At 62.7% G+C, this 25,081-nt stretch carries 26 protein-coding genes; 19 read left to right on the top strand and 7 right to left on the bottom strand.

Annotated elements, in window-relative coordinates:
• Positions 1 to 311: 311 nt before the first annotated feature.
• From ACN0X6_RS22765 to ACN0X6_RS22720, 10 genes are all read left to right on the top strand, one after another.
• Entirely contained in the window at positions 312 to 1,037 is a 726-nt protein-coding gene (locus ACN0X6_RS22765; RefSeq protein ID WP_047588151.1) for a hypothetical protein, read from the top strand.
• Positions 1,038 to 1,119: 82 nt separating this feature from the next.
• Positions 1,120 to 1,797 carry a Crp/Fnr family transcriptional regulator gene (locus ACN0X6_RS22760; RefSeq protein WP_280052268.1) on the top strand — a complete coding sequence of 226 codons (678 nt, stop codon included), beginning with the start codon at positions 1,120 to 1,122 and terminating at the stop codon, positions 1,795 to 1,797.
• A 22-nt stretch (positions 1,798 to 1,819) separates the two neighbouring features.
• Positions 1,820 to 2,221, top strand: coding sequence for a putative zinc-binding protein (locus ACN0X6_RS22755; protein ID WP_047588146.1), 402 nt, complete (start codon positions 1,820 to 1,822; stop codon positions 2,219 to 2,221).
• A gap of 286 nt (positions 2,222 to 2,507) precedes the next feature.
• Positions 2,508 to 3,020: an antirestriction protein ArdA gene (locus ACN0X6_RS22750; protein ID WP_280052267.1), complete on the top strand. Its 513-nt coding sequence runs from the start codon at positions 2,508 to 2,510 to the stop codon at positions 3,018 to 3,020.
• A gap of 505 nt (positions 3,021 to 3,525) precedes the next feature.
• Positions 3,526 to 3,897 (top strand): helix-turn-helix transcriptional regulator, encoded by a 372-nt coding sequence (locus tag ACN0X6_RS22745; protein ID WP_417707434.1) that lies wholly within the window; start codon positions 3,526 to 3,528, stop codon positions 3,895 to 3,897.
• Positions 3,898 to 3,908: 11 nt separating this feature from the next.
• Positions 3,909 to 4,736 (top strand): replication initiator protein A, encoded by an 828-nt coding sequence (locus tag ACN0X6_RS22740; protein ID WP_280052266.1) that lies wholly within the window; start codon positions 3,909 to 3,911, stop codon positions 4,734 to 4,736.
• A gap of 244 nt (positions 4,737 to 4,980) precedes the next feature.
• Complete coding sequence (parA, locus tag ACN0X6_RS22735; protein WP_280052265.1) at positions 4,981 to 5,619, top strand: ParA family partition ATPase; 639 nt, start codon at positions 4,981 to 4,983, stop codon at positions 5,617 to 5,619.
• Positions 5,616 to 5,858 carry a hypothetical protein gene (locus ACN0X6_RS22730; RefSeq protein WP_417707431.1) on the top strand — a complete coding sequence of 81 codons (243 nt, stop codon included), beginning with the start codon at positions 5,616 to 5,618 and terminating at the stop codon, positions 5,856 to 5,858. The genes parA and ACN0X6_RS22730 overlap by 4 nt, the downstream gene beginning before the upstream one ends.
• Positions 5,855 to 6,382 carry a S26 family signal peptidase gene (locus tag ACN0X6_RS22725; RefSeq protein WP_280052263.1) on the top strand — a complete coding sequence of 176 codons (528 nt, stop codon included), beginning with the start codon at positions 5,855 to 5,857 and terminating at the stop codon, positions 6,380 to 6,382. The genes ACN0X6_RS22730 and ACN0X6_RS22725 overlap by 4 nt, the downstream gene beginning before the upstream one ends.
• 349 nt (positions 6,383 to 6,731) lie before the next feature.
• Positions 6,732 to 8,681 carry a DUF3363 domain-containing protein gene (locus ACN0X6_RS22720; RefSeq protein ID WP_417707428.1) on the top strand — a complete coding sequence of 650 codons (1,950 nt, stop codon included), beginning with the start codon at positions 6,732 to 6,734 and terminating at the stop codon, positions 8,679 to 8,681.
• 17 nt (positions 8,682 to 8,698) lie between these two features.
• On the opposite strand, the gene ACN0X6_RS22715 is transcribed toward ACN0X6_RS22720, so the two are convergent.
• Complete coding sequence (locus ACN0X6_RS22715; RefSeq protein WP_417707426.1) at positions 8,699 to 9,553, bottom strand: helix-turn-helix transcriptional regulator; 855 nt, start codon at positions 9,551 to 9,553, stop codon at positions 8,699 to 8,701.
• Between the two features lie 156 nt (positions 9,554 to 9,709).
• Between ACN0X6_RS22715 and hemA the strand changes: the two genes are divergently transcribed.
• The 9 genes from hemA to ACN0X6_RS22670 all read left to right on the top strand — a co-directional run bounded on the left by hemA (position 9,710) and on the right by ACN0X6_RS22670 (position 18,072).
• Entirely contained in the window at positions 9,710 to 10,942 is a 1,233-nt protein-coding gene (gene hemA / locus ACN0X6_RS22710; protein ID WP_417707424.1) for a 5-aminolevulinate synthase, read from the top strand.
• Between the two features lies 1 nt (position 10,943).
• Positions 10,944 to 11,447: a GNAT family N-acetyltransferase gene (locus ACN0X6_RS22705; RefSeq protein ID WP_280052259.1), complete on the top strand. Its 504-nt coding sequence runs from the start codon at positions 10,944 to 10,946 to the stop codon at positions 11,445 to 11,447.
• Positions 11,444 to 12,514: a Gfo/Idh/MocA family oxidoreductase gene (locus ACN0X6_RS22700; protein ID WP_280052258.1), complete on the top strand. Its 1,071-nt coding sequence runs from the start codon at positions 11,444 to 11,446 to the stop codon at positions 12,512 to 12,514. Before ACN0X6_RS22705 ends, ACN0X6_RS22700 begins: the two co-directional genes overlap by 4 nt.
• Before the next feature lie 22 nt (positions 12,515 to 12,536).
• Positions 12,537 to 14,390 (top strand): asparagine synthase (glutamine-hydrolyzing), encoded by a 1,854-nt coding sequence (asnB, locus tag ACN0X6_RS22695; protein WP_417707421.1) that lies wholly within the window; start codon positions 12,537 to 12,539, stop codon positions 14,388 to 14,390.
• Positions 14,391 to 14,478: 88 nt separating this feature from the next.
• The gene (locus tag ACN0X6_RS22690; RefSeq protein WP_280052256.1) at positions 14,479 to 15,678 is read left to right on the top strand and encodes an MFS transporter; all 1,200 of its coding nucleotides are present in this window, start codon (positions 14,479 to 14,481) and stop codon (positions 15,676 to 15,678) included.
• Positions 15,679 to 15,691: 13 nt separating this feature from the next.
• The gene (locus ACN0X6_RS22685; protein WP_280052255.1) at positions 15,692 to 16,618 is read left to right on the top strand and encodes a LysR family transcriptional regulator; all 927 of its coding nucleotides are present in this window, start codon (positions 15,692 to 15,694) and stop codon (positions 16,616 to 16,618) included.
• Positions 16,618 to 16,884 carry an EexN family lipoprotein gene (locus ACN0X6_RS22680; protein ID WP_090337730.1) on the top strand — a complete coding sequence of 89 codons (267 nt, stop codon included), beginning with the start codon at positions 16,618 to 16,620 and terminating at the stop codon, positions 16,882 to 16,884. Before ACN0X6_RS22685 ends, ACN0X6_RS22680 begins: the two co-directional genes overlap by 1 nt.
• 85 nt (positions 16,885 to 16,969) lie before the next feature.
• A complete protein-coding gene (locus ACN0X6_RS22675) occupies positions 16,970 to 17,377 on the top strand; it encodes an antitoxin Xre-like helix-turn-helix domain-containing protein (RefSeq protein ID WP_090337728.1) in 408 nt (135 codons plus the stop codon).
• Positions 17,377 to 18,072, top strand: coding sequence for an RES family NAD+ phosphorylase (locus ACN0X6_RS22670; RefSeq protein ID WP_090337726.1), 696 nt, complete (start codon positions 17,377 to 17,379; stop codon positions 18,070 to 18,072). Before ACN0X6_RS22675 ends, ACN0X6_RS22670 begins: the two co-directional genes overlap by 1 nt.
• Positions 18,073 to 18,197: 125 nt before the next feature.
• Here ACN0X6_RS22670 and ACN0X6_RS22665 read toward each other — a convergent pair whose 3' ends face one another.
• From ACN0X6_RS22665 to ttdA, 6 genes are all read right to left on the bottom strand, one after another.
• The gene (locus ACN0X6_RS22665; protein ID WP_090337732.1) at positions 18,198 to 19,367 is read right to left on the bottom strand and encodes a glycerate kinase; all 1,170 of its coding nucleotides are present in this window, start codon (positions 19,365 to 19,367) and stop codon (positions 18,198 to 18,200) included.
• 84 nt (positions 19,368 to 19,451) lie between these two features.
• Complete coding sequence (locus ACN0X6_RS22660) at positions 19,452 to 20,723, bottom strand: SLC13 family permease (protein WP_417707418.1); 1,272 nt, start codon at positions 20,721 to 20,723, stop codon at positions 19,452 to 19,454.
• 141 nt (positions 20,724 to 20,864) lie between these two features.
• Entirely contained in the window at positions 20,865 to 21,923 is a 1,059-nt protein-coding gene (locus ACN0X6_RS22655) for a tartrate dehydrogenase (RefSeq protein ID WP_090337717.1), read from the bottom strand.
• Positions 21,924 to 22,327: 404 nt separating this feature from the next.
• Positions 22,328 to 23,194 (bottom strand): isocitrate lyase/PEP mutase family protein, encoded by an 867-nt coding sequence (locus ACN0X6_RS22650; protein WP_273253136.1) that lies wholly within the window; start codon positions 23,192 to 23,194, stop codon positions 22,328 to 22,330.
• Between the two features lie 171 nt (positions 23,195 to 23,365).
• Complete coding sequence (gene ttdB, locus ACN0X6_RS22645; protein WP_090337722.1) at positions 23,366 to 23,974, bottom strand: L(+)-tartrate dehydratase subunit beta; 609 nt, start codon at positions 23,972 to 23,974, stop codon at positions 23,366 to 23,368.
• Positions 23,971 to 24,870: a L(+)-tartrate dehydratase subunit alpha gene (gene ttdA, locus ACN0X6_RS22640; protein WP_090337724.1), complete on the bottom strand. Its 900-nt coding sequence runs from the start codon at positions 24,868 to 24,870 to the stop codon at positions 23,971 to 23,973. The genes ttdB and ttdA overlap by 4 nt, the downstream gene beginning before the upstream one ends.
• Positions 24,871 to 25,081: the final 211 nt, after the last annotated feature.

Genomic DNA, 25,081 nt, shown 5'->3' with positions numbered 1-25,081 from the left:
GCTTGCTCATCAGACACCTCTTTCACGGCGAGGATTTTCGCCTAAATCGGTGTCCGGAATCAGTAGACCACTACAAACTCCACCTCAGTGGGTTGAGATGCCCTAGTCCAGCGTTCAGCCTAGGAACTGACAAGAAGGTCATGAGCTGTGTCAGGAACCGCACCGTCACTGCGTAACGGAACTTGATTCCCGTCAAGGGGCCATCCGCCGTATGCACTAGGGTAGGACCGTCACAACCTATAGAGACAACTCATGACCCACACAATCAGGCTCGTCCGAACGGTCACCCCGCACCCACTCCGGAGAAAGCCTTGAGATCCCTACTGCGCACCCTACTACTGCCCGGGCTGCCCACTTTCGAGGCACCGCTGAACGCCAATCAGCGCCGTTTTAAGGCCCTGCATCTCGCCAATCGGCAGGCCTTCCTAGGCCAGCAGGCCCTGCTCTACTGTCTGCTCGACGATCACGACATGGCCCGGCGTCATTGCCAGGCTTGCCTGGACGAGCTCAACAAGTGTTGCAGCCGCCTGCAAGCGCTCATGGAAGGGAGCGCCGAACAGCAACGCGTCGACACCCTGGCCCGGCTCTCGCAGGGCTACGCCCTGATGCTCGGCGCCAGCGAGGATGATGAATTGCGGCATGCGACACTCGCCGTCGGCGAGCTACTAATGCTGCGTTCTCTAGAAGTGGCCAAGCGACTCGCCGCCGGCTGTGACTCGCCCACTGCAAAGTGGTTGACGCAGTGCGGCCGGATCTATGCCTACAGTCAACGTACCCTGTGCGTACTGGCACTGAGCGAGTCGCTGTCCTTGCGCCTAGATCGAGCATCGCTACTGCTAACCTGCCACGAACACTGTCATCAGGCACTGGTCGAACTCGACCGGCTGGCCGCCTGCCACACCGAGGCAAACCAGTTGCTGCGCGAACTCGAGCAGTTGCATCAATGCTCATCCCGAGAGCCTGACGCCCCCTGGCTGCATCAGATCAGCACCAGCCTGCTGTTCAGCTTAAAGCGTCTGGAAGACTTCCACGCCTGAGTCTGCCTCTTTGGAGGTAACGCCTCGGAGGAATGGGCCACGCATGCGCGACCACCTAACATGCAGGACATGGAGGTGGACCATGCTTACCGATTCCACGACCCAATCTGCACTACGCAAGCATCACCTGTTCGACCGCCTGCCGCAGCCTCTCTTTCAGGAGATCTGTTGCCTGGCCATCCGAAGACGCTTGGAGGTCGGTGGCGTACTTTTCCACCAAGGCGATGCGGCAGACCGTTTCTACCTACTGCTCGATGGACGTATTACCCTGACCCGTGTGCTGCCAGAAGGCCAAGAAAAGCTAGTGGAGGTGATCTCGTCAGGGCAGAGCTTCGCTGAGGCGTTGATGTTCAGCGGCACCCGTTACTATCCTGTGACAGCCAGCGCGCTCAAGCCGAGCAGCCTGATTAGCATTGACGCAGGGCACTACCGGCACCTTCTTGAGGAGCAGCCCAAGACCTGTCTAGAGCTGCTCGGCCACCTGAGCGCACGCCTGCACCAGCGCCTCAACGAGATCGACACCCTGGCCCTGGGCAACGCCAGTCGGCGCGTGGCGCGCTACCTGTGCCAGGAACAGGAGGCTCGCAATGGCATCATCCAGCTCAGCGCACCCAAACGCCTGATCGCCACTCAGTTGGGCATCCAACCGGAAACATTCTCGCGCATCCTGCACCGCCTGATCGACGACGGCCTTATCGCCATGGAACGGCGAGTTATTCGTGTACTCGACCAGCCGCGATTGGCCAACTACCACGACTGAATGCAGCCCGCGAGGAGGTCAAATGCGCGATCCCAAGCTACCCCTGGTCTACTCCTGCTCCGGCTGCTCCAATGTCGCGCAGTTGGCCAACACTCTGGCGGTGCGCCTTGATCGCGCTGGTCTGGCGGAAATGTCCTGCATTGCCGGAGTCGGCGGACGAGTTGCCTCGCTAGTCAGCAAGGCAAATAGCGGTCGGCCGATCCTTGCCATCGACGGTTGCCGCCTGCAATGCGTACGCGGCTGCCTCGACCAGCATGGCGTACGCGCCAGCGAACACTTGGTGCTCAGCGAACAGGGCCTGAAGAAACGCTACGGTGAGGATTTCAGCGGCGAGACGGTCGAACAGATCTACCTCGAAGTGGTCGACCTACTGGCCGGCGAACGTATGCAGAAGCGTTTCCGGAGGCCGCAGTTGGTTGAGTGAGTCTCCGAGCCCCCAGCAATACTGCGCTGGAAGGAAGCTTAGCGGCGCCAAAATCTAAACGATAGATGCTGGCAGCACCTGAGGTAAAACTTTCCTTGCTTCTTCCAAAGCAGGGGCTCTTGCCCCCTCAAAATCAAGAAAAATAGACGGTTTCCACCCGGCCGCTGCGCTGGGTGGAGCCTCCGCGATTTTTCCTGATTTTTTCACGACCGCCTTAGTCGCCCTAGTCGGCAGGGGTTCATGCGCAGCGCAAGCGCAGAACCCTGAAGACGAAGGAGCGAAAGCCATGAGCGAAGAAATCAGGATCTACGTTGCCGACCTGGCCGCCTACAGCGCCGGTCATCTGCATGGCGTCTGGATCGATGCCACCCTGACGCTGGATGACATCCAGGCGCAAGTCGATGCCATGCTGGCGGCCTCGCCGGTCGAGGGGGCGGAGGAATACGCCATTCACGACTTTGAGGGCTTCGACGGCTACCGCCTCGGCGAGTACGAGGGACTCGAGAACGCCCATGAGATTGCGTGTTTCATTGAGGAGTACCCAGAGTTCGGCGGCGCTCTACTCGCTCACTTCAACGACCTGGAGCAGGCGCGCAAGGCGGCCGAGGAAGACTATTGCGGCTGCTACAGCTCGCTGGCCGACTACGCCCTGGAGCTGACCGAGGAAACCAGCAGCATTCCGACCCACCTGGCGATGTATATCGATTACCGCGCCATGGCCCGCGATATGGAATACAGCGGCGACGTGTTCACTCTGGAGACCGGCTTCGAGCAGGTGCACGTGTTCTGGAATCGCTAGACCAGCGGAAGGCACCGAGGCGACCCGGTGCCTTGTTTTTTGCGCCCCTGCCCTGCCGGCTACCCGCGCGCCCCACCCGCGAGGTTGATGCACGGGCGCACGCCCCCGGCAATCAGCCTGGAATAACCACGTTGTGCCTCCAGTTGATTGAGACCGTTACGGTCTTACGATTTTGCCCAAATCCGTCGATCCGTATCCACGGATTTACGGATCTGTGGGAAAGCGGATCTGCACTTTTACGGATTTACGGAAATCTGCCGATGCGGTTTTCCGGTTTTGTGGAAAGTCGTAGGCACGTAAATCCGTAGGCTGCGCGCGCGGAGCTTGGCGTGCTTGAGCACCGTGGCCGGTGATGCGCGTAAATGAGCGTACACGGTCAGCGTCCAGACCTTCCCGGTATCAATCCTCCTCCCTCCTGCCTGCGCATTCGCCCAGACCCAACCCGACATGATCGAGCGCGACGGCTGCCGCACGGTGCACCTCCCACGTCAACGGAGGACACACCATGTCGCACTCAACCAATCTTTCACGTCAGCTGCGTCGCATCGATCTCGATGCCCCGCTGCACCGCAAGGCTGGGCCAACAGCACATGCCATGCGGCCCGTTGAGGGCGCTGGCGAGGCCCAAGCACCACAGACCTGCCCTGCCCCTCGCTACCTCACCAACAACGAAGCCGCGGCCTTCCTGCGGCTGTCGCCGCGCACGCTGGAAAAGCAGCGGGTGATCGGCGGCGGGCCGCGCTTTCACAAGTTTGGCCGGCGGGTGATGTACGCGCTCGCCGATCTCGAATCCTGGGCCGGTGAGCGCAGCTTCGAGACCACCTTCGATCCCGAGTACATCGACCGCCACCCGGGAGCACAGCGTGATGATCAGTGAAGCCTTCGTCTATGAATTGTCGGCATCTCGATTCGCCTCCGCAGAGCGAGCAACTGGATCTGTTCCGCGCCCTGCCGGGGGATATGGCGCCACGCGACGCCCAAGATCTGATGGCGCATCCGTTCTTCTCGCTGGCCAAGTCGCGGCGCACCGTGCCGATCGACTTTCGCTCGGGCGAGGTGACGGTGCGTGTGGAAGGCACGTTGGAGCATGGCATCGCCACGATCTGGGATGCCGACATCCTGATCTGGGCGGCCAGCCAGCTGGTCGAGGCGCGCGATGCGGGCATCCCCACTTCGCGACTGATGCGTGCGACGCCCTACCAGATCCTGCGTTTCATCGGCCGCGGCACCTCGCTGCGCGACTACCAGCGCCTGAAAGCGGCGCTGGATCGGCTGCAGTCGACCAGCGTGGCCACCTCGATTCGCGAGACCACCGGCCGACGCCTACACCGTTTCTCCTGGATCAACGAGTGGAAGGAACTGGCCGCGGCGGATGGCCGGCCACTGGGTATCGAGCTGATCCTGCCGGACTGGTTCTACAGCGGGGTGCTGGATCAGGCCCTGGTGCTGACCATCGACCCGGCCTATTTCCGCCTCACCGGCGGTATCGAGCGCTGGCTGTACCGCCTGGTGCGCAAGCACGGTGGCAGGCAGAAGGACGGCTGGCAGTTCGACTTTCGCCACCTGTACCGCAAGTCGGGCAGCTCGGCGCGCTACTCGGACTTCGCCCTCGACCTGCGTGCGCTGGTGGCTCGCCAGTCGCTGCCCGGGTATCGCCTGGAAGTGGTGCGTCTGTCCCGTTCGACCGAGCTGCTGGCCTTCCGGCGCGTGCCGTAGACGGCACGGGGATATCTTCTGGAAAAGCTGTGAATCCCGACGTGCTTTCAGGCGCACGCCGGCCCGTGCTATCAGGAGCGCGGTGCACGTGCCTTCAGGCGCACGAACGCCTCTGCAGGCCACGGCTGGTGGGGCTTTCAGCTTCCCTTAACTTAACTAACTTAAAAGCTCTAACTTGTTATTGGGGCAGCGCCTGTGTGTGGACAGGTGCTGATCGGGGCAGTCTGACCGGGGGGAGCCGGCCATGATCGTCGCCCTGCTCAACCAGAAAGGCGGGGTGGGCAAGACCACCCTCGCCACCCATATCGCCGGTGAACTGGCCCTGCGTGGGAAGAGCGTCATCCTGCTCGATGCAGACCCGCAGGGCTCGGCGCTGGACTGGACGCAACGGCGCAGCCAGCAAGGTTTGCCGAGATTGTTCAGTGCTGTCGGCCTGGCGCGCGAGACGCTGCACCAGGAAGCCCCAGAGCTTGCCCGTCGTGCCGATCACGTGATCATCGACGGGCCACCGCGCATCGCAGCCCTCGCCCGCTCGGCGTTGCTGGCGGCAGATCGCGTGTTGATCCCGGTGCAGCCCAGCCCCTACGACCTGTGGGCCAGTGCGGAGATGGTCAACCTGATCCGCGAGGCGCAGGTGTTCAGGCCGACACTGCGCGCGGCATTTGCCATCAACCGCCGCGTCAGCACCACGGTGATCGGCCGCGAAGCGCGCGGCGCCTTGGCCGACCAACCGCTACCAGCACTGCAAGCAGAAGTACGCCAGCGCATCGTCTTCGCCGAGAGCGTGGCAGCAGGTCGCCTGGCGCGTGAACTGGCGCCGGACAGCGCCGCCGCGCGCGAGGTCAGCAGCCTGGTCGACGAGCTGCTGGGGTGGTCGCCATGAGCGGCAAGCGCATCGATATCGGTGCACGCCCGCTGGCCGATCCGCAAGCCGAAACCTGGATACGCAAAGGCGCTGGAATCGACAACGGCAAGGTCGAGCGCTATAGCGCCCGCCTGACATTGGATGTCACGCCAGCACTGCGTACGCGCATCAAGCTGGCGGCCTTCGACCGCGGCGTGACGATGGCGGAGATGCTGCGCGAAGTGCTGGAGCGGCAGTTCCCGGAGGCCACGTCATGACCTTGGGTGCTTGCGGCGTGCGGTGGCCACTGGCGCTGCTCGCTGGCAGCTTGTTTGTCCTGGGTTGGGCGGTGCTCACAACGTCGCCACCACGGCTGGTCTACAACGCGTCCGACAGCGTGCCCGTCGGCTGGTACCGCATCTCGCCGGCCAACTCGTTGGCGCCGGGCGATCTGGTGCTGGTTCATCTGCCTACGGAGGTGAGGTCGCTGGCGGCGCAGCGTGGCTACCTACCGGCGAACGTGCCGTTGCTGAAGACCGTGGCGGCGATGGGGCCGCAGCGGGTGTGCACGCGGGGCAATCAGGTGCGCATCGATGGTGAACTTGTTGCCTGGCGCCTGAGGTGGGATCGACAGGGGCGCGCGCTGCCAACCCGGCAGGCCTGCCGGCGCCTGGTTGGCGACGAGCTGTTTCTGCTCAGCAGCAGCAACCCGGCGTCGTTCGACAGCCGCTACTTCGGCCCGGTGTCTGCCAACGCGGTGATCGGTCGGGCGCAGCCCTTGTGGCTGGAGGCGCGTCAATGAACAGACCTTCTTCGTGTCGATCCGCATGCCGAATGTATGCGCTCGGTGTGCGCACTCGCGCGCCGCCAGGCTGCAGATACCTCTGCCCTCGCCTGCCGGCCAGAAGCGTTGGAAGTCGTCGTCCCGCCTCTCCTGATTACCCAGCTCAGCAGCGCAAAGGCACGGAAAAAGCGGAGGGCAAGATAAAAGGGGGCGGCACTTCGTTGGCCCGAAAATCAGTCTGCACGGGGGTTGGCGGCGACACAGCGCCGGTGTCGCCAGGTGCCGAAATTGTGTTCGCCCCACAGCAACACTGGCTTAAAAGCGTGCCTGACACGCCGTACTGCGATCAACTTGGAGGAGTCCAAACATGAGCAAGGGAAGCCGTCCGGATGACGAATTGCTCTTTCGCCCGCAGCCGGGCAAGCCGCAGCAACGCGGCCAACCCTTCGTCAACCAGGTGCTGCGCCAGGCCAACAAGGCCGGCACCGGAAAGACGCGCAAGGCGAGCCACCAGCCCGGCGCCCGCCTCGGCCGCGGGCATGTCGCCGCGCGTTTCAGCGGGCAGCAACTGCCGTCCAACGCCCGTCGCGTCACCATCAAGACGCGCCTGGTGAACCTGCGCCAGGCTGGCAAGCGCTCGACGCTCAGCCACCTGCGCTACATCGAGCGCGACGGCGTCAGTCGTGAGGGCGATCCAGGCCAGGCCTATGGGCTACTGACCGACCAGGCCGACCTCAATGCATTCGAGGAGCGCGGTCGGGACGACCGCCACCAGTTTCGCTTTATCGTCTCGCCCGAGGATGCCGAGCAACTCGACGACCTGCGCACCTACACCCGCCACCTGATGAGCCAGATGGAAGCCGACCTCGGCACCCGCCTCGACTGGGTGGCGGTCGACCACTGGAACACCGACAACCCGCACACCCATATCGTCCTGCGCGGCAAGGACAACACCGGCAAGGACCTGGTGATCGCCCGCGACTACATCGCCGAGGGCATGCGCAACCGAGCCTCGGAGCTGGCCACCGAATGGCTGGGACCGCGCACCGAACTGGAGATCCAGCAGAGCCTGCAGCGCGAGGTGCAGCAGGAGCGTTACACCAGCCTGGATCGCACCCTATTGCGCGAACGCCAGGCCGGCGTGCTCAACCTGAAATCGCTCGCCAACCATCCGCGCCGACAGTTGCTAATCGGTCGTCTGCAGCAGTTGCAGAAGCTTGAACTGGCCCATGAAGTTCGACCTGGGCATTGGCTCCTGCATGACGACGCCGAGGCCACTCTGCGCGCCATGGGTGAGCGTCGCGATATCGTGCGCACGATGCAGCGGGCCATGGGAGGCCTGCAGCGAGAGCTGGCGGTCTTCGAGCCGGACAAGAATGGTTCTGTTGTGGTTGGTAGGATCGTGGCCAAGGGGCTGGCCGACGAGCTACACGACCGCGGCTACCTGGTGGTCGACGGTCTCGACGGCAAGGCTCACTACCTGGCCTTGCCTGCCCACGCGGAACTGGCCGACTACCCCATCGGCGGCCTGGTGGAAACACGTAGTCTGAACGAGCCGCGCGTGGTAGATCGCTCGATTGCGGCGCTGGCTGCGGACGGCCTCTATCGCACCGATCACCACCTGGCCCTGGCACGCTGGCAGTCGAGCGGCGGGCATGATCCCGATGCATTGGTCGAGCGCCATGTACGGCGTCTGGAAGCCCTGCGCCGGGCCGGTATCGTCGAGCGGTTGGCCGAGGGTGACTGGCGGGTGCCGGCCGACCTGCCCGAGCAAGGCCGGCAGCATGATGCTCGCCGCCTGGGCGATGTCGCCGTCGAGCTGCGCACACCGCTGCCCCTCGAGCAGCAGGTACGCGCCGTCGGCGCGACCTGGCTGGACCAACAGCTGATCGGCGGCAACCGCGAGCTGGTCGACAAGGGCTTCGGCAAGGAGGTGCGTGAAGCGTTGCGACAGCGTGCCGACTTCCTGGTGGAACTGGGGCTGGCCGAACGCCAAGGCCAACGCGTGGCGCTCTCACGCAACCTGCTGGCCACCCTGCGAGGACGGGAGCTGGCCGCAACGGCGCGCGAGATCTCGGCGCAGACGGGCCTGCAATATCGCCCGGCGGTCGAGGGCCAGCGCGTCAGCGGGATCTACCGGCGCAGCGTGCAGTTGGCCAGCGGCCGTTATGCCCTGCTCGACGATGGCATCGGCTTCAGCCTGGTGCCGTGGAAGCCGGTGATCGAGCAGAGGCTCGGGCAGAGCGTGTCGGCGGTGATTCAGGGCAACAGCGTGTCCTGGCAACTGGGTCGCCAGCGCGGGCCGTCGATTGGTTGAGCAACAGGCGCCGGGGCTTATACCAGCGCCGGCTCCTGTTGCAGCCACTGCTCGAAGGATTGGCTGTGCGGCTTACCCTCCTTGGCAGCGTAGTAGACCAGGCGCAGGTGGCGGTCCTCGTCGATGGTCAGCGTGGTGTGTTCGAACACCACCTGGCCAACTGCTTCGATGTACAGGTGGCGTATCCCCTGGCACGGGCCGTGGATGTCCTGCTGTCGCCACCATTCCCTGAAGTCCGGCGAGGCCTTCTCCAGATCCTTCACCAGCGCGGCGATATCCGGATCCTGGGTCGCCCGCACGAAGTCACGGCGGAAACTGGAGAGGATCTGCAGCGCCTGCTCATCCCAAGGGTTGAACAACTCGCGCATGGCCGGGCTAGTGAACAGCATCCACAACAGGTTGCGGCGGTCAGCCGGCAGCGCGGAGAAACCGAACACCCGATCCGCCGCGGCATTCCAGGCCAATACGTCCCAGCGCAGGTTGAGCACGTAGGCCGGGCGCGAGGGGATGTCGCCCATCAGTCGGTGAATCAGCGCAGGCACCGTGCACCAGGTCTTGCCCGGCTCGGGCGGCAGGCGCTGGTGAGCGAGCAGGAACAGGTGACGACGCTCGGTAGCATCCAGTTTGAGCGTACGCGAGAGGTTGTCGAGAAAGGTCGCGGACACGCTGATGTCCCGTCCTTGTTCCAGCCAGGTGTACCAGGACAAACCCACCCCGGCCAGGGCCGCGACCTCCTCGCGACGCAGCCCCGGCGTGCGCCGTCGACTACCGGCGGGCAGGCCCACCTCCTCCGGCGAAATTCGTTCGCGGCGACTACGCAGGAATTCGGCCAGCTCTACCCGAGTGCGTTCAGTTGTGCGAGGTGCGCTCATCCGGTTACCTCCGGTACTAGGATAAACAGTCAAATTGTAACCCCTATAAATCCCGAGAAGAATAGCCCGACCTGGCCGCAATTACCCGAGCCAGGGCTCTCGCTTGATGAGGAACCACACAGAGACGTGTCATCAACTCGCTAAGGATATAAACGGATGTACCAAGCACTTCTTCGGGAACAACTGGAGACATTGAAGTCCTCCAACCAGTACCGCACCTTCACCACCCTCAGTCGTATCTGCGGCCAGTACCCGCTGGCCAAGCTGGATGGCCGCGAGCAAGAACCGGTGGTGGTCTGGTGCAGCAACGACTACCTCGGCATGTCGCAACACCCCGCCGTGCGCGAACAGATGCACGATGCGTTGGAGACCTACGGAGCGGGCTCCGGCGGATCGCGTAATATCGGCGGTTCGCACGAGGTGTATTCCAGTCTGGAAGCTAGCCTGGCCGACTGGCACGACAAGGAAGCGGCGTTGGTCTTCCCCACCGGCTTCGGCTCTAATGATGCCACCCTCCAGTGCCTGCTGCGGCGCATCCCCGACTGCGTGGTGATCAGCGATGAGCTGAACCACGCCTCCATCGTCAACGGCATTCGCTCCACGCCCAACGAGCGCAAGATCTTCCGCCATAACGACGTCGAGCATCTGGAGCAGATTCTCGCCAGCTACCCGCTGGGTCAGCCGAAGATTGTGGTGTTCGAGTCGATCTACTCGATGGATGGGGACATTGCCCCAATCGCCGAAATCGTTGCGATCGCCAAGCGCTACAACGCCCTCACCTACCTCGACGAGGTGCATGCAGTGGGCATGTACGGCCCGCGCGGCGCCGGTATTACCGCCGAGTTGGGCGTAGCCAATCAGGTGGACATCATCCAAGGCACCATGGCCAAGGCTATCGGTGTAATCGGCGGCTACATCGCCTCGACCCAGGTGATCGTCGATGCGGTGCGCTCCTTCGCCACCGGTTTCATCTTCACCACCTCGCTGCCACCGGCGATCACCGCCGGCTGCCTCGCCAGCGTCGAGCACCTCAAGGCCAGCAGTATCGAGCGCGATCGCCTGCATGCCCAGACCGCCAAGCTGCGCGAGCGGCTCAAGCACTATGACGTGCCGGTGATGCCCTGCTCGCAGACCCACGTGCTGCCGGTGCGGGTAGGTGAAGTCAAGCGCTGCAAGGCAGCGGCCGAACGCTTGCTGCATAACCATGGCGTGTATCTGCAGCCAATCGACTATCCATCCGTGCCGGTAGGGACCGAGCGCTTCCGCGTCAACGCCACGCCGAACCACAGCGATGCGCAGATCGAACATCTGGCGGTGTCGCTGCGCGAGACCTTCGATCACTTCAGCATTCCGCTTGCGTCCGAGGTGTTTGCTGCGGAGGTGGCCTGAGATGGAACAGTCCTTCTTCACCGTGCGCCCAGCGAACCAGGCCGACCTGGCCAGTTTGGTTGAACTGCGCGCGTATCTGCTGGACGGCACCAACGCCAGCTATTCGAGCAAGACGCCGGAAGAAGCGGCGCGCTGGCGGGTGGCCTACCGCACCTGGCTGAGTAGCCGCCTGAACGACAGCGACTGCGTGCAGATCCTCACCGCCGAGCACAAGGAGTCCGGTCAGGTGCTGGGTTGCGCGACGGCCATCATCGACCAGCGCGCGCCGGCGCCGGGCTGCCTAAACGGCCTGTCCGGCTGGGTGCAGTCGGTGGTGGTGGAGCCGCAGTGGCGGGGCCGCGGCATCGCCCGGCAGCTGATGCAGCACCTGCTGCGCTGGTTCGCCAACCGCGGCGTCGTCTGCGTAGTGCTGCAGAGCACTGCGGCTGCCGGCACGCTGTACCAGACCTTGGGCTTCGCCGTCAGCGACGAGCGTCTGCTGATCCGTCAGGAGGCCTCGGCATGAAGATCTTGATCATCGGCCTGGGCTACGCCGGCAACCGCTACCGCCGCGCCTTCGAGCATATCGCCACGAGCACTGGCCTGCCGCTGTCACTGGCCTATGTCGGGCGCCGGCAGAAGGCGACCGAACTGCCCTACTTCGACACTATCGAGCGGGCGCTGCAGGTGTTCGAGCCGGACGTCGTGGTGGTCAGCGTCAACGATCACAGCCATGCGCCCGTGCTCAAGCAACTGGCCGGCTACCAGGGCTTCGTGCTCTGCGAGAAGCCGCTGGTCACGCCCGGTGACGACCTGGATGAGCTGCTCGGTGCACTGGATCAGGTCGGCGGCTTTGCCCTGGATCTGGTGGAGCGCTACTCGGACGCGACCCGGCAGTTGCGCGACTGGGTAGAGCGTCACGACTGGCAACTGGTACGCGCCAGCTTCCACTGGGGCAAGGACCGCATCAACGACTATCGCCCTACCTGTGGAGTGACCAGCGAGGTGATTCATGCCCTGGATCTGGTCGGCTGGATCTGCCCACGTGCCGGCCAGCTCCGGCTCGATGGCGTGCTCGGTGTGCGCTCGGACTTTTCGATCTCGGGCGCAGAGGTGCTCGACAGCGTGCAGCTCACCGCCAGCCTGGGCGAGGCGCCGGTCACCGGCTACGCCAGCTTCGTCAACATCGTGCGCCAACGCACCGTGGATTTCAGCTTCGTCGATCGCGATGCCCGGCTGATCCATGCGCGTCTGGTGTTCGATACGCCCCGCTGGGATCACGACCAGCTGCGCATCTGGACACGCAACGCCAGTGGCGCCGAGGAGCTGTTGCACGCGTTCGCCACAGCTCCCGACGAGCCAGGGCTGGACACCCTGCACAAGCTTTCGCGGCTGTGCCGGCAGGTGGTGCGCGCCGTGGCACTCAAGGAACCGCCCCGCCAGCCCTTCGCCGGCCTCGACACCGCCGTGGAGTTGCAGCGCCTGCTCAACGACCTCGACAGCCATGCCCAAACCCCAGCACCGGCGCGCTACGTCCATGGCGAGACGCGCGTGCTGCTGGCCGAGGACAGCGACCTGGAAAGCCTCGGGTAACTCAATCACAAGGAGAACGACTATGTGTGGAATCGCTGGATGGCTGTCCTACAGCCAGAACCTGGAAACGCAACGCGACACCCTGCAGCGCATGACCGACACCATGGCCCTGCGCGGGCCGGATGCCGGCGGACTGTGGATCGACGGGCCGGTAGGCCTGGGTCATCGGCGCCTGTCGATCATTGATCTGGAAGGTGGTCGCCAACCGATGACCTCCATGCACGGTGGCCCGCACGAGATAGCCGCGATCACTTACAGCGGCGAGGTCTACAACTTCCGCGAGCTGCGCACCGAACTGCAACGACTTGGCCACCGTTTCGAGACCCGCAGCGACACCGAGGTGGTGCTGCGTGCCTATGTCGAATGGGGCGAGGCCTTCGTCGAGCGGCTCAACGGCATGTATGCCTTCGCCATCTGGGACCTGCGTTCGCAGGAGCTGCTGCTGATCCGTGACCGCATGGGCGTCAAGCCGCTGTACTACTTCCCCACCTCCGACGGCGTGGTGTTCGGCTCAGAGCCCAAGGCATTGCTGGCCAACCCGCTGGTGCCGCGCAAAGTGCGTGCAGACGGCCTGCGCGAAATCCTGGAGATGGTGAAGACGCCAGGCCATGCCGTGTTCGATGGCATGCGCGAGGTGATGCCGGGCGAGATCGTGCGCATCAACCGTCAGGGCCTGGGCCGCCGCCACTACTGGAAGCTGGAGGCGCGCGAGCACACCCACTCGCTGGACGAGACCATTCGCCATACCCGCGACCTGCTGGAGGACATCGTCGACCGCCAGATCGTCGCCGACGTGCCGCTGTGCAGCCTGCTCTCCGGCGGCCTGGACTCCTCGATCATTACCGCGCTGGCGTCGAAGAAGCTGCTGGCCGCCGGCAAGGAAAACATCCGCTCCTTCTCCGTCGACTTCGTCGACCACGGCAGCGGCTTCACCGGTGATGCCGTGCGCGGCACGCCGGATGCGCCCTTTGTGCGTGACCTGGTGGAGATGATTCGCTCCAGCCACCAGGAGATCGTCCTCGACAGCCGCGAGCTGGCCGATCCGGCGTTGCGTGCGCAGATCGTTCGCGCCCTTGACCTACCACCGGCCTTCTGGGGCGACATGTGGCCATCGCTCTACCGACTGTTCCAGGAAGTGCGCAAGCACTCGACCGTGGCGCTGTCCGGCGAGAGCGCGGACGAGGTGTTCGGTGGCTACCGCTGGTTCCACGATCCAGAGGCGATCCAGGCCGATACCTTCCCCTGGCTGACCTCGGTCACCGGCAAGTACTTCGACGGTAAGACCCTGTTCGATCCAGGACTGCTGGCCCAACTCGACATGCACAGCTTCCTGCGCGACAGCTACACCCAGGCCATTGCCGAGGCGCCGGTACTGCCGGGCGAAAGCGCGGTCGACCAGCGCATGCGGCAGATGAGCTACGTCAACCTGACCCGCTTCGTGCAGACCCTGCTCGACCGCAAGGATCGCATGAGCATGGCCGTCGGCCTCGAGGTGCGGGTGCCCTTCTGCGATCACCGCCTGGTCGAGTACGCCTTCAACATCCCCTGGGCGATGAAGGCCTTCGACGGGCGGGAAAAAAGCATCCTGCGCGCGGCGACCCGCGACCTGCTGCCGGAGTCGATCAGCGAACGGGTCAAGAGCCCCTACCCGTCGACCCAGGACCCGGCCTACGAGCAGGCGCTGCGTGATGCCCTGGCCGCCATCCAGGCGGATCGCAACGCGCCGGTGACGCCGCTGCTCGACAGCGGCCGTATCCAGCAGACCCTGGCCAAGCCGCTCGGCAGCGTCTCGCCCATGTATGAGCGCATGGGCATGGAGCTGGCGGTCGGCCTCAACACCTGGCTGAGCGAGTACGACGTCAGCCTCGAGCTCTAGTCCCCTAACCGGATGCGGCCCCGATGCGGGGCTGCATCCCTTCGCTGTACCACCCACGCGCTCCAATGGAGCACAAGCGAGTCCGAGCATGCACACACCCAACCAATCCCCCATCTATCTCATAGCGCTGGGGGCCTTCGCCCTCGGCATGGCCTCCTATGTCACCGCCGGGTTGATCCCGATGATCGAGGCCTCGTTCGCAGTCTCCGTCGCGGTGGCCGCACAACTGGTCACCGCGTTCACCCTGGCCTACGGCCTGGGTTCGCCGATCTTCGTCGCCCTGACCCCGGCACATCGTCAGCGTGCCGGCCTGTTGCTGGCCCTGGGCCTGTTCGTCATCGCCAACGCCGCCAGCGCGCTGGCCGAGAGCTTCACCGCACTGATGGTCTGGCGCGCCATCGCCGGTATAGGCGCTGGTGTCTATCTGGCCATGGGCATCGGCGCCTCGGCCGCGGTGTCCACGCCGGAACGCCGCGGCAAGGCCATCGCTATCATCATGGGAGGCATGGCCAGCGGTGTGGTGCTGGGCGTGCCGCTCAGCCTGCTGATCGCCGAACAGCTCGGCTGGCAGGCCGCCCTGTGGCTGGTGACCCTGCTCGGCCTGGTGGCCTTCTTCGGCCTGCTGCTGAAGCTCCCCTCCCTACCGGCAGCCACCGCCACCACGCTGGGCCAGAAGCTGGCGATTCTGGGCGACGGCCATGTGCTGGTCATCCTGCTGGTGTCACTGCTCGCTGCCATCGCCAGCCTGGGCATGTACACCTTCATTGCCCCGCTGCTGGCTGACCCGGCCTATGGCGCGGTGCGCTCGGTCACCCCCTACCTGTGGGTCTGGGGCATTGGCGGCGTGCTGGGCAGCTTCCTGATCGGCCCGCTGGTGGATCGCATCAAGGGACCGGTGCTGACCTTCGCCATCATGCTGACCCTCGCCGTATCGCTGTTCGTACTGCCACTGGCCGCTGCCCTCAGCACCTGGCTGGTGATGCTGCCCATCGCCCTGTGGGGCGCGGTCGGCTGGGCGCTGCAGGTGCCGCAGAACAACGAGCTGATCCTGGCCCGCCAGGCTCAAGGCGACGGCAACCTGGCCATCGCCCTGAACGAGTCGGCGCTCTACCTGGGCAGCGCCATCGGCGCCGCGGCCGGCGGCTTCGTGCTGCTGTTGCAGATGCCCACCTGGACCCTGGCCGCCAGCGCCGGTGGTGTCGCAGCCCTCGGTTCCCTGCTTCAGATCGTCAACCTGCGTCGCCAGCCAACCTGGAACGGCGACGTGCAAGCCGAACCCTACAACTGACGGAGGAAAGGCCGTGGAACTGCGCCACCTTCGCTGTTTCATCGCCGTCGCAGAAGAACTGCACTTCGCCCGCGCTGCCGCGCGCCTGCATATCGAGCAGTCTCCCCTGTCGCGGATCATCAAGGAACTGGAGTACCGCCTGGGCGTGCAACTGTTCGAGCGCACCACGCGGCGCACGCGCCTGACCTGGGCCGGCAAGGTATTGCTGGAGGAGGCACGCCGAGTGCTGGCCGTGGTCGATCAGGCCAAGGCCAGCGTCAAGAGCGCGGCGGCTGGCTATCGTGGGCGCATTCGCGTCGCGCTGTCCGACGGCATACCCCAAGCCCGCCTAGCCGCCCTGCTCGCCCAGTGCCGCGAGGAAGAACCGGAGGTCGAGATCTGCCTGTCAGAGGTCACCTTCAGCGAACAGGTCAGAGGCCTGAATGACGACCTGTTCGATATCGGGCTTGCACAGTCCGACGAGGTCGGCGATGGGCTTGTGGCCGAGCCGGTCTGGTTCGATCCGCTGGTGGTAGCGGTACCTGCCCGCCACCCACTGCTCAGCTACCGGCGCGTGCCGCTCGACGAGGTGGTGCGCTACCCGCTGGTACTCTGCGATCCGCAGGTCTGCGAAGGCTTCTGGCAACAGTTGCAGCGGGTGCTGGGCGCTGTGGATACGCGACTGATCATCGCCGACCGCGTACCAACACTGGATCTGATGATGGCGCTGGTCGCTGCGGGTTACGGGCTGGGTTTCTCCAGCCTGGCGCGCATCAACGAACTAAACAATCCGGACGTCGTGGCCAGGCCGCTAGGCGGCTGTGCATCGATGCTAACCACCTACTTGGTAAGGCGCGAAGGCGATCCGACCGAGCAACTGGCCCGGTTTATCGGGCGGGTGAGTCCGGAGGAAAGCCAAGCGTTGCTTCCTGATCACGCATCACACAAGGAGATCGCTTGATGAAAAAGATGTCATTACTACTGGCTGCCCTGCTGTTGAGCGCATGCGAAAAGCCGATGCCGTTTGAGTCGGCTGAAGCGCTTGCGGAGAATCCCGAGCGGCTCAAGGAACTGCGACTGCAGTGCCGGGACAATCGAGCAAAGCTGGGTGAAGCCCAATGCAACGCAGTTAGCGATGCCCAGCGCATACGCTTTATGGGCAAAGGCACACCCTACACTCCTCACACCGTCCAATTCTTCCACTCGGACACCGAAGATGGACGCTAGAGGGGACGCCAGCGAAATGGCCACTTTTAGTCTACAGATTCAAATATGCTATATTTTGATCTATAGATTAAATCGAGGGCTCTCCATGACAGCTGCCGCAATCCAAACTCAGGACTTCTCGAAAACCCAGTGCGCAGCCGGCCTGCGTGCCGCGCTGAACATTCTGGACAAGTGGAAGGCCACCTGCGAGCAGGCTTGCCGGGTGCTGCGGATTTCCCGCAGCACCTACACCCGCGCTAGTCAGAAGGATTCGGCATGGGCGGTAAGCCTGGACTCCGATCAGATGCAACGCATCAGTCTTGTGTTGAACATTCACGCAGCACTGCGCGTCGTGTTCGATAACCCCGAGAACGTCTATGGCTTCCCCACGATGGAGAATCACAATGAGTTCTTCAACGGCCGCAAGCCGCTCGACATCATGGCGCAGGGCGACATGATCTCGCTTTATGAGACATTCCGGCGGATCGACGCGCTACGAGGTGCACAGTGGTAATGCTCGGAGACCTTCCTGTGCTGGAAGGTGAAAGCCTGCAGGCCTATCGCCTGGTCAACTCCAAGTTTCCGCCCATTGCCCTGTTCGATGATGTCGCCGACGCAGAGGACTTCGAAGCTCTTTATCAGATCCAGGCGCTAACCAATCCACGGCTGCAGAACGAGATTGGTCGCCTGGAGCTGATTCCGCGTGACCAGATTCCGTTCGGCATCCCTGGCTGCTCGTATGCGACAGCACCCTTCACCCACGTCAATCCAGCCGGCTCGCGCTTCAGCAATGGCAACTTCGGCGTGCTCTACCTGGCCGACAGAATGGATACCGCGATTGCCGAAGTGCGTCATCACCAGGAGCGCTACTGGTCGAATGTGCCGGAGCTCAACTATGAGCGCTTCGTCTTCAGAGGGCTGACCGCCGGTTTCAGCGACAGCGGTATGAGAGACGCCACCGCACTGCCGCTTTCAGACCCCATCTATACGCCGGACGATTACGCACACTCGAATCGATTGGGAAGCGAAGTGAAACGAGCGGGATACCCAGGCCTGCGCTACCACTCGGTTCGATCTCCCGGCAACATCTGTTGGGCGCTGATGACCCCGCGACCTGTTACGTCGATCATCCAGAGCGCTCATTTTGAAATGATCTGGAGCGGGCAAGTTATCAGCGTCAATCAGATCACAACAGTTCTAGCCCCGTAGCTGAAAGCGGACTAAACAGTCCTAGCCCGCCTCTGTAAGCAATCATAATCCGCTGAAATCGGCTCATAGCAGCCAGTGAAAATAGGCAGAAACCGGCCAAGAGCAGTCATTGGATATCTACAACTTCAGAGGGCGCTCGACGTAAGCGTTTTTGTTCGTACGTCTGTAGATAACCGAAGCACCCTGCCTATATCGCGCGCTAAAGCCCGCAGAAGCTCAGGTGTCTGCTGGCAGGCATCAGTCAGGGTCATAGGACCAGAGACCAACGAAAAGGCGGCAGTGACCCCGTGTGAGTAGAGGTCGGCGTATCCCTCTCCCAACGTGCCCGCCAGCACGATCACCGGCACTTGATGCTGACGCGCCACGTGTGTCACGCCCAAGGTGGTTTTGCCTCGTAAGGTCTGAACGTCGCAACGCCCTTCCCCGGTAATCACCAAGTCCGCATCTTGTATACGCCGTGCGAGTTCAGCCAGCTCAGCGACGATTTCGATACCAGGGCGAAACTCTGCCTTGAGAAACGTACGGGTAGCGAACCCCATACCACCAGCTGCGCCACTGCCTGGGTAGTCACGATGATCGTTCTCGAACAAAGCCTGGCAACAGGCTGCAAAGTGACCCAGCGCGCGATCCAGCCTGGCGACCTCAGCACGAGTCGCCCCGTTTTGTTGGGCAAACGTGTACGACGCGCCATTGGGACCGCAGAGCGGGTTATCGACGTCGACCATCACCTCGAAACGCACTTCTGGAAGACGGGGGTCCAGACTACTCAGGTCGATTCGGTTCAATGCCGCCAAGACCTGCCCTCCCGGCGGTAGCGGCCACTGTTCTGAGTCCAGAAAGCGTGCGCCGAGCGCCTCCAACATGCCAGAGCCTGCATCATTGGTGGCGCTGCCACCTAAGGTGAGTACGATACGTCGGGCACCAATATCCAGGGCCTCAAGGATCAGCTCGCCAGTGCCGCGACTGGTACTCAGACAGGCATTGCGCTGTGCAACAGGTACCAATTGCAGACCACTGGCCTCGGCCATCTCAATGATGGCGGTGTGCGATCCTGGGAGCCAAGCCCAGCTTGCCTCGACGATGTCGCCAAGCGGGCCAGTCACCAGGCTGCTACACCGCTCGCCCTTCACCACGGCCAGAATGGTATCCAGCGTACCTTCGCCGCCATCGGCCATTGGGCACTTGATCAGTTCCGCTTCGGGGAAAACCTCCTGTAAGCCCGCCTCAATCACATCGGCAACCTCGGTTGCACTCAAGCTGTCTTTGAACGAGTCAGGTGCGATGACGATTTTCATGCGTTTCTCCAACATCAGCGAGCCTCCATGCTCGCCTGGGCCTCCTGGCATTGCTTGGCTAGTACGAGAGTTGCTGGTCGCCAATTACGACGGGAAGAACGGAAAGAACAGCAGTAACAGAGGAATCGCAATGGCACCTGCCACCAGAATCAACGGCAAGCCGCACTTCATGTAATCGGCAAACTTGTAACCTCCAGCCGACAGCACCATGAGGTTCGCTGGCATGCCGATCGGGGTGGCGTAGGCACAGGAACCGCCGATCACGATAGCCATCAGCACCGCGCGCGGATCGGCACCCAAATTGGCCGCGATCGACATGCCGATCGGCACCAGCAGCGCGGTTGTGGCGGTATTAGACATGAAGTTGGTGAGTGCGCAGGAGATAAAGAAGATCACCACCAGCAACAGTACCGGCGACGGCTCCGCGCCGAGCAGCGCCATGATTGCAGAGGCGACTGTCGCGCCGGCCCCGGTCTGTTCCAGAGCGCTGGCCAGAGCCAGGGTGCCGCCGAAGATGAAGATAGTTTGCGTGTCGATGGATTGGTAAGCCTGCTTCTCGGTCAGCACACCGACCAGTACCAAAAACGCTGCACCAACGCAGGCGGTGATATGCAGCGGTACACCTATCGCACTCTCAAATACCATGCCGAGGATGGTCGCGATCATTACCATCAACGACGTGATTTGCTTCCATTTCGGCACCGAGCTGAAATCATGAGTCGCCTCGGTTACACCGGTTACGGCTTTCGAGGAACCGGCCGGCAGCAGGCGATGGCCGAAGAAGGCGAAGTAGATAATGCCGCCTGCCAACAGTGGCAGGCCGACCTTGGCGTATTCGAAGAAACTGAATTCCAGGCCGACGTTCTGCAAGGCGCTCTGCGCGATCAGGTTTCCTGGTGCACCGATAAGGGAGAGATTGCCGCCCATCGCTGCTGCGAATACCAGGGGCATCAGCAACCGCGAGCGAGAGAACCCGGATTTCGCGGCAATGCCGATGACCACCGGAATCAGGATGGCCGCGGTGCCGGTATTGGAGAGCACGCCAGAGAGCAAGCCGACGATGACCATGATCGCTACGATCAGTTGCCGCTCGGTCTTGGCGAAACGTGTCACCAGGCCTCCAATGCGGTTCGCCATGCCCGTCTCGAACAAGGCGCCGCCGACGATGAACATGCCGACGAAAAGGATCACGTTGGTGTTGATGAAGCCGTTGAAAGCTGTCTTCGGATCGAGCACACCGGTCAATACCAGCGCGAGGCAGACGATGACGGCGGTCAACGCCAGGGGGATTCGCTCCCAGACGAACATGACGGTCGCGAACAGCAGCAGTAGCAGAGTTATCTCGATGGGGCTCATTCGGTTTCCCTCCTCTTAGAGGAGGCTCCATATGCTTATTTTTGTAATGGACGCCTGGAGCATCTGGGCTCCAGGCAAAGCGGTGAATCAGCAGTGACGCCTGCGGTGCAGGGCGTAGGTCGGCAGTCTGAATCCCACGCTCTAGCGCGAGATAACCTCAAGCACCGCGTCAGTAACCTGTCGAGTCGTGGCCGTGCCACCCAGATCGGGGGTATGCAGGCCGCTGGCAGTGACTTCCTCGATGGCGCGCATTAGATGCTCGCCGGCTTTTCTCTCGCCGAGATGCTCGAGCATCATCGCCGCGGTCCAGAAGGTCGCGATAGGGTTGGCGATGCCCTTGCCGGTGATATCGAAGGCTGAGCCGTGAATGGGCTCGAACATCGATGGGAAGCTGCGGTCGGGATTCAGGTTGGCCGTCGGTGCAATTCCCAGGCTGCCTGACAGGGCCGCAGCCAGGTCCGAAAGAATATCGGCATGCAGGTTGGTTGCGACGATGACATCGAGCTTTTCAGGTTTGAGCACCATGGTGGTGGTCACTGCGTCGACCAATTCGCGGTTGGTGCGTACATCCGGATAGTCCCTGGCCACTTCGGCGAACACTTCGTCCCATAGCACCATGCCATGGCGCTGGGCATTGGATTTGGTCACCAGGGTCAGGTGCTTAGCAGGCCGGCTGCGCGCCAGCTCGAAGGCGAAGCGGTGGATACGCTCCACACCTACGCGAGTGAAGGTGGACACCTCGGTGGCGACTTCGATGGGCAGTCCCTGGTGCACTCGGCCACCACTGCCCGAATACTCGCCCTCGGAATTTTCGCGCACGATCACCCAGTCAATGGCCTGGCCATTGCTCAGCGGGCTTTTCACACCCGGCAGCACACGGGCCGGGCGCACGTTGGCGTATTGATCAAAGCCTTGGCAGATTGGCAGGCGCAGGCCCCAGAGGGAAATATGGTCGGCGACCTTCAAACTACCGACGGCGCCGAAGAAAATTGCATCAGCCTTGCTGATCTCGGCCAGCCCGCCGTCCGGGATGTAATGGCCGTGCTTGAGGTAGTACTCCGAGTCCCAGGGGTAGTGGGTGACATCGAAATTGAAGCCACCCAAGCGTCTAGCCAGGCCCTCAAGAATCTCCAAGCCGGCGGCAATCACTTCGGTTCCGATGCCATCGCCGGGAATGGCCGCGATGTTGTAAGTCTTCATGCTGCGCTCCACTTATTGTTATTAACGAGGATGACCGCGATGCTGCGACAGGGCGAGTATAAGCAGTGAAATCAAACAGATTGATCGCTTAAAAATCACATCTTTATTGAGCTAAAGTTATCAATTAGAAAGCCAAGGCGAAGCACTACGACCGACGCAACCGACGGCCAGCACCGCCATGCCGGAGGGGAAATGCTCTTGCCAAAGGCAAGCCGACAGGACGCCCGCCGAAATCGGCGTCGATGATGCAACTAAACGGGAAGACGCTCGGGGCAGGCGGCAAGTCGGAGTTGCCGTGCGCTATCGAACAACGCCGGGCAAAAGAACGGATCCGCGCCACAAGAAAGGCGGCGCGGAGGGATGATCGGGCGCAACGAGCCTCTCGTGCGCGTGGCAGCGCAGGCTTATTCGCTGAGGTTCAGGTATTGCCGCGCCCAGGCGATGTAGTCATCGGGGTGGGTGTAGCGGGTCACCAGTTGCGACGCGGTGAGTCCATTGCCCACGGCGATGCCGCGCTGCTCGCGCAGGCTGTCGTAGGTCGCCTTGATCGCCGCGAAATAGGCGGCGTGGCCGTTGACCACGATGCGCACGCCCAGTTCGGCCAGGCGTCTGTCATCGCGCAGCTCCGGGTTACCGTAGGTGACCAGCATCAACGGCATCTGCAGACCCTCGGTGATCGCTTCGAGCTGATCGAAATTCTTCACCCCGACCAGGCAGATGGCGTCGGCCCCGGCGTCCCGGTAAGCGCGGGTGCGCTGGATGACCTCGGTCAGCGGCTGCACGCCGGCATGGGTACGAGCGATGATCGCCAGCGCATTGTCGTAGCGTGCTTCCTGAGCGGCGCGCAGCTTGCCGATACCCTCCTCGACGCTGATCAGATCGTACGATTTGCGGCCGAACTGTGCCGGCAGCAGGGTGTCCTCGAGCGTCAGCGCCGCTACGCCGGCGCGCTCCAGCTCGGCTACCGTGCGCATGGCATTGAGGGCATTGCCGTAACCATGATCGGCATCGGCGATCACCGGCAGGCGAGCTACTCGACCGATGCGCGTGGCCTGCTCGGCGAATTCGCTGAGCGTGATCAGGGCGATGTCGGGGGCACCGAGTACCTGCAGGGAGGCGATCGAGCCGCCAAGAATACCGACCTCGAAACCAAGATCGGCGGCAATGCGCGCCGATAGAGGGTCAAACACCGAAGCGGTGTGATGGCTGGCAGGTGAAGCAAGCAGCGCGCGGAATGCGTTGCGCAACTCGTGATGACAGGGTTTATCCATGGTCGTATGTCCCAGGTCTGGTGCTGGGCAACTGTCCCCAGGATCTGTGCCCAAGGTGGGGCAGCCGAAACGACTGGTCGCCGGCAATGCCGTGAAAGTAGTGGAGGATGGACGCCGCCGCTCCGACGTCCGGTGGCGCTCACGGCGTCCCTGCCGCGGCGCCTAGCCGGTTTATTTGATAAAGCGTACTTGGCTATTGATCTTCTCGACGATGGAGCTCTTACGCTCGTTGAAGCGCACCTTGTTCTGCTCGAACAGGTTGTTGCCCTTGGTATCAATGGAGATGATCAGCGGACCGAACTCGCGCACGCGGTTTACCCACAGAGTTTCTGGCATGCCCAAGTCCTGCCATTCGGCGCGCTCGATTTCCTCCACTTTGGTGGCCGCGAGCACCGCACAGCCGCCGGGGAACACCGCATGCACCGCCTTGTTCTCCAGGCAGCCAGCGGTGGTTTCCGGGCCCATGCCACCCTTGCCGATGATCAGCTTGACTCCGGTCTGCTCGATGAATTCCTTCTCGAACTTCTCCATGCGCATGCTGGTGGTTGGGCCGATGGAGACCATTTCGAAGCTGCCATCGTCTTTCTTGCGCACGATCGGCCCTGCGTGGAAGATCGCTCCGCCGCGCAGGTCGACCGGCAGTTCGCGTTTGAGTTCGATCAGCCGGCGGTGAGCCACGTCACGGCAAGTCACCAGTTGGCCTGTCAGATAGACAATATCGCCGACATTGAGGGAGGCCAGGTCTTCATCCTTGATCGGGGTAGAGAGAATCTTTTTCACAGTACTACTCCTTCATGGGAGAGGATGTCGTAGGACAGATCGGCATTGATACGGATCTTGCCGCGGCGGTGCGCCCAGCAGCCGGTGGAGACAGCAACGCCAATGGTCGACGGGTGACGCGCCGACGACTCGATATTCACACCCATCACGCTGCTGTTACCGCTCAGGCCCTGAGGACCAATGCCGATCTCGTTGAGTCCCTCCTCAAGGAGCTGCTCCATCATTGCTGCATTTGCGTTCGGGTGGCTGGAATCCACCGGACGCAGAATCGCCCGCTTTGACAAGCGTGCTGCGGTCTCCACCGAGGTGGAAACGCCGACACCAACCAGCAGCGGCGGACAGGCGTTGATACCGCGCGAGGTGATTACGTCGAAGACGAACTCAGTCACCCCTTCGTAGCCCTGGCCTGGCATCAGTACCTTTGCCGAACCCGGCAAGGTGCAGCCGCCACCGGCCATGTAGACATCAATTAGTGCGTAGTCGGCGTCAGGGATGATTTCCCAGTCCAGCCACGGAATCTTCGAGCCGGTATTAGTGCCGGTGTTTTTCTCGTCGAACGTCTCCACCGCGTTGTGGCGAAGCGGCCCCTTCTTCGTCGCCTCCAGAGTGGCGTTCTGCAGGATGTCCTCCAGCTCACCAAGCAGCGGGAAGCGGGCACCAGCGGAAATGAAGTACTGGATCACTCCGGTGTCCTGGCAGCTTGGGCGGTCGAGCTTGTCTGCGTAGTCCTGGTTTTCGGCCATGGAGTCGTAGATCTCGATAGCCAGCGAGTTGGTCTCTGCGGCACGCAGCTTGGCAGTCTTTTCCTTGACGTCCGTTGGCAGGCGCTTGCCAATATAGGCAGTAAACTTCGCCATCACGTCGGTGAGCGATTGAACGGCTGATTCGTTATCCATTGTTATTCTCCTCATTGCATCGAAAGGCTGGTGGGCTTGCATGCCTGCGAAAGCAGGCAAAGCAGATGAACAGTCGTCGTCCACTAGGCGCAGCCACCGACGCTACTGGCATGTGCTGGAAGGCAACGGAAACTGACGGAAGCGAGGCCCGTAATAGGCCGGTCGAAGAAGCCCCTATAGCGCTTCGCCAGCAATCGTCTGCCCATGCTCT

The sequence above is a fragment of the Pseudomonas sp. genome, assembly GCF_048269965.1.
GTDB lineage: Bacteria > Pseudomonadota > Gammaproteobacteria > Pseudomonadales > Pseudomonadaceae > Aquipseudomonas.
The sequence above is the reverse complement of the archived record's forward strand: the minus strand, read 5'-3'. Positions and strand labels throughout refer to the sequence as shown.

Bases quoted from the DNA above. Each gene is read 5' to 3' on its own strand.
- ACN0X6_RS22760 (WP_280052268.1), top strand. From the start codon at position 1,120: ATGCTTACCGATTCCACGACCCAATCTGCACTACGCAAGCATCACCTG.
- ACN0X6_RS22755 (WP_047588146.1), top strand. From the start codon at position 1,820: ATGCGCGATCCCAAGCTACCCCTGGTCTACTCCTGCTCCGGCTGCTCC.
- ACN0X6_RS22750 (WP_280052267.1), top strand. From the start codon at position 2,508: ATGAGCGAAGAAATCAGGATCTACGTTGCCGACCTGGCCGCCTACAGC.
- ACN0X6_RS22745 (WP_417707434.1), top strand. From the start codon at position 3,526: ATGTCGCACTCAACCAATCTTTCACGTCAGCTGCGTCGCATCGATCTC.
- ACN0X6_RS22740 (WP_280052266.1), top strand. From the start codon at position 3,909: ATGAATTGTCGGCATCTCGATTCGCCTCCGCAGAGCGAGCAACTGGAT.
- parA (WP_280052265.1), top strand. From the start codon at position 4,981: ATGATCGTCGCCCTGCTCAACCAGAAAGGCGGGGTGGGCAAGACCACC.
- ACN0X6_RS22730 (WP_417707431.1), top strand. From the start codon at position 5,616: ATGAGCGGCAAGCGCATCGATATCGGTGCACGCCCGCTGGCCGATCCG.
- ACN0X6_RS22725 (WP_280052263.1), top strand. From the start codon at position 5,855: ATGACCTTGGGTGCTTGCGGCGTGCGGTGGCCACTGGCGCTGCTCGCT.
- ACN0X6_RS22720 (WP_417707428.1), top strand. From the start codon at position 6,732: ATGAGCAAGGGAAGCCGTCCGGATGACGAATTGCTCTTTCGCCCGCAG.
- ACN0X6_RS22715 (WP_417707426.1), bottom strand. From the start codon at position 9,553: ATGAGCGCACCTCGCACAACTGAACGCACTCGGGTAGAGCTGGCCGAA.
- hemA (WP_417707424.1), top strand. From the start codon at position 9,710: ATGTACCAAGCACTTCTTCGGGAACAACTGGAGACATTGAAGTCCTCC.
- ACN0X6_RS22705 (WP_280052259.1), top strand. From the start codon at position 10,944: ATGGAACAGTCCTTCTTCACCGTGCGCCCAGCGAACCAGGCCGACCTG.
- ACN0X6_RS22700 (WP_280052258.1), top strand. From the start codon at position 11,444: ATGAAGATCTTGATCATCGGCCTGGGCTACGCCGGCAACCGCTACCGC.
- asnB (WP_417707421.1), top strand. From the start codon at position 12,537: ATGTGTGGAATCGCTGGATGGCTGTCCTACAGCCAGAACCTGGAAACG.
- ACN0X6_RS22690 (WP_280052256.1), top strand. From the start codon at position 14,479: ATGCACACACCCAACCAATCCCCCATCTATCTCATAGCGCTGGGGGCC.
- ACN0X6_RS22680 (WP_090337730.1), top strand. From the start codon at position 16,618: ATGAAAAAGATGTCATTACTACTGGCTGCCCTGCTGTTGAGCGCATGC.
- ACN0X6_RS22675 (WP_090337728.1), top strand. From the start codon at position 16,970: ATGACAGCTGCCGCAATCCAAACTCAGGACTTCTCGAAAACCCAGTGC.
- ACN0X6_RS22670 (WP_090337726.1), top strand. From the start codon at position 17,377: ATGCTCGGAGACCTTCCTGTGCTGGAAGGTGAAAGCCTGCAGGCCTAT.
- ACN0X6_RS22665 (WP_090337732.1), bottom strand. From the start codon at position 19,367: ATGAAAATCGTCATCGCACCTGACTCGTTCAAAGACAGCTTGAGTGCA.
- ACN0X6_RS22660 (WP_417707418.1), bottom strand. From the start codon at position 20,723: ATGAGCCCCATCGAGATAACTCTGCTACTGCTGCTGTTCGCGACCGTC.
- ACN0X6_RS22655 (WP_090337717.1), bottom strand. From the start codon at position 21,923: ATGAAGACTTACAACATCGCGGCCATTCCCGGCGATGGCATCGGAACC.
- ACN0X6_RS22650 (WP_273253136.1), bottom strand. From the start codon at position 23,194: ATGGATAAACCCTGTCATCACGAGTTGCGCAACGCATTCCGCGCGCTG.
- ttdA (WP_090337724.1), bottom strand. From the start codon at position 24,870: ATGGATAACGAATCAGCCGTTCAATCGCTCACCGACGTGATGGCGAAG.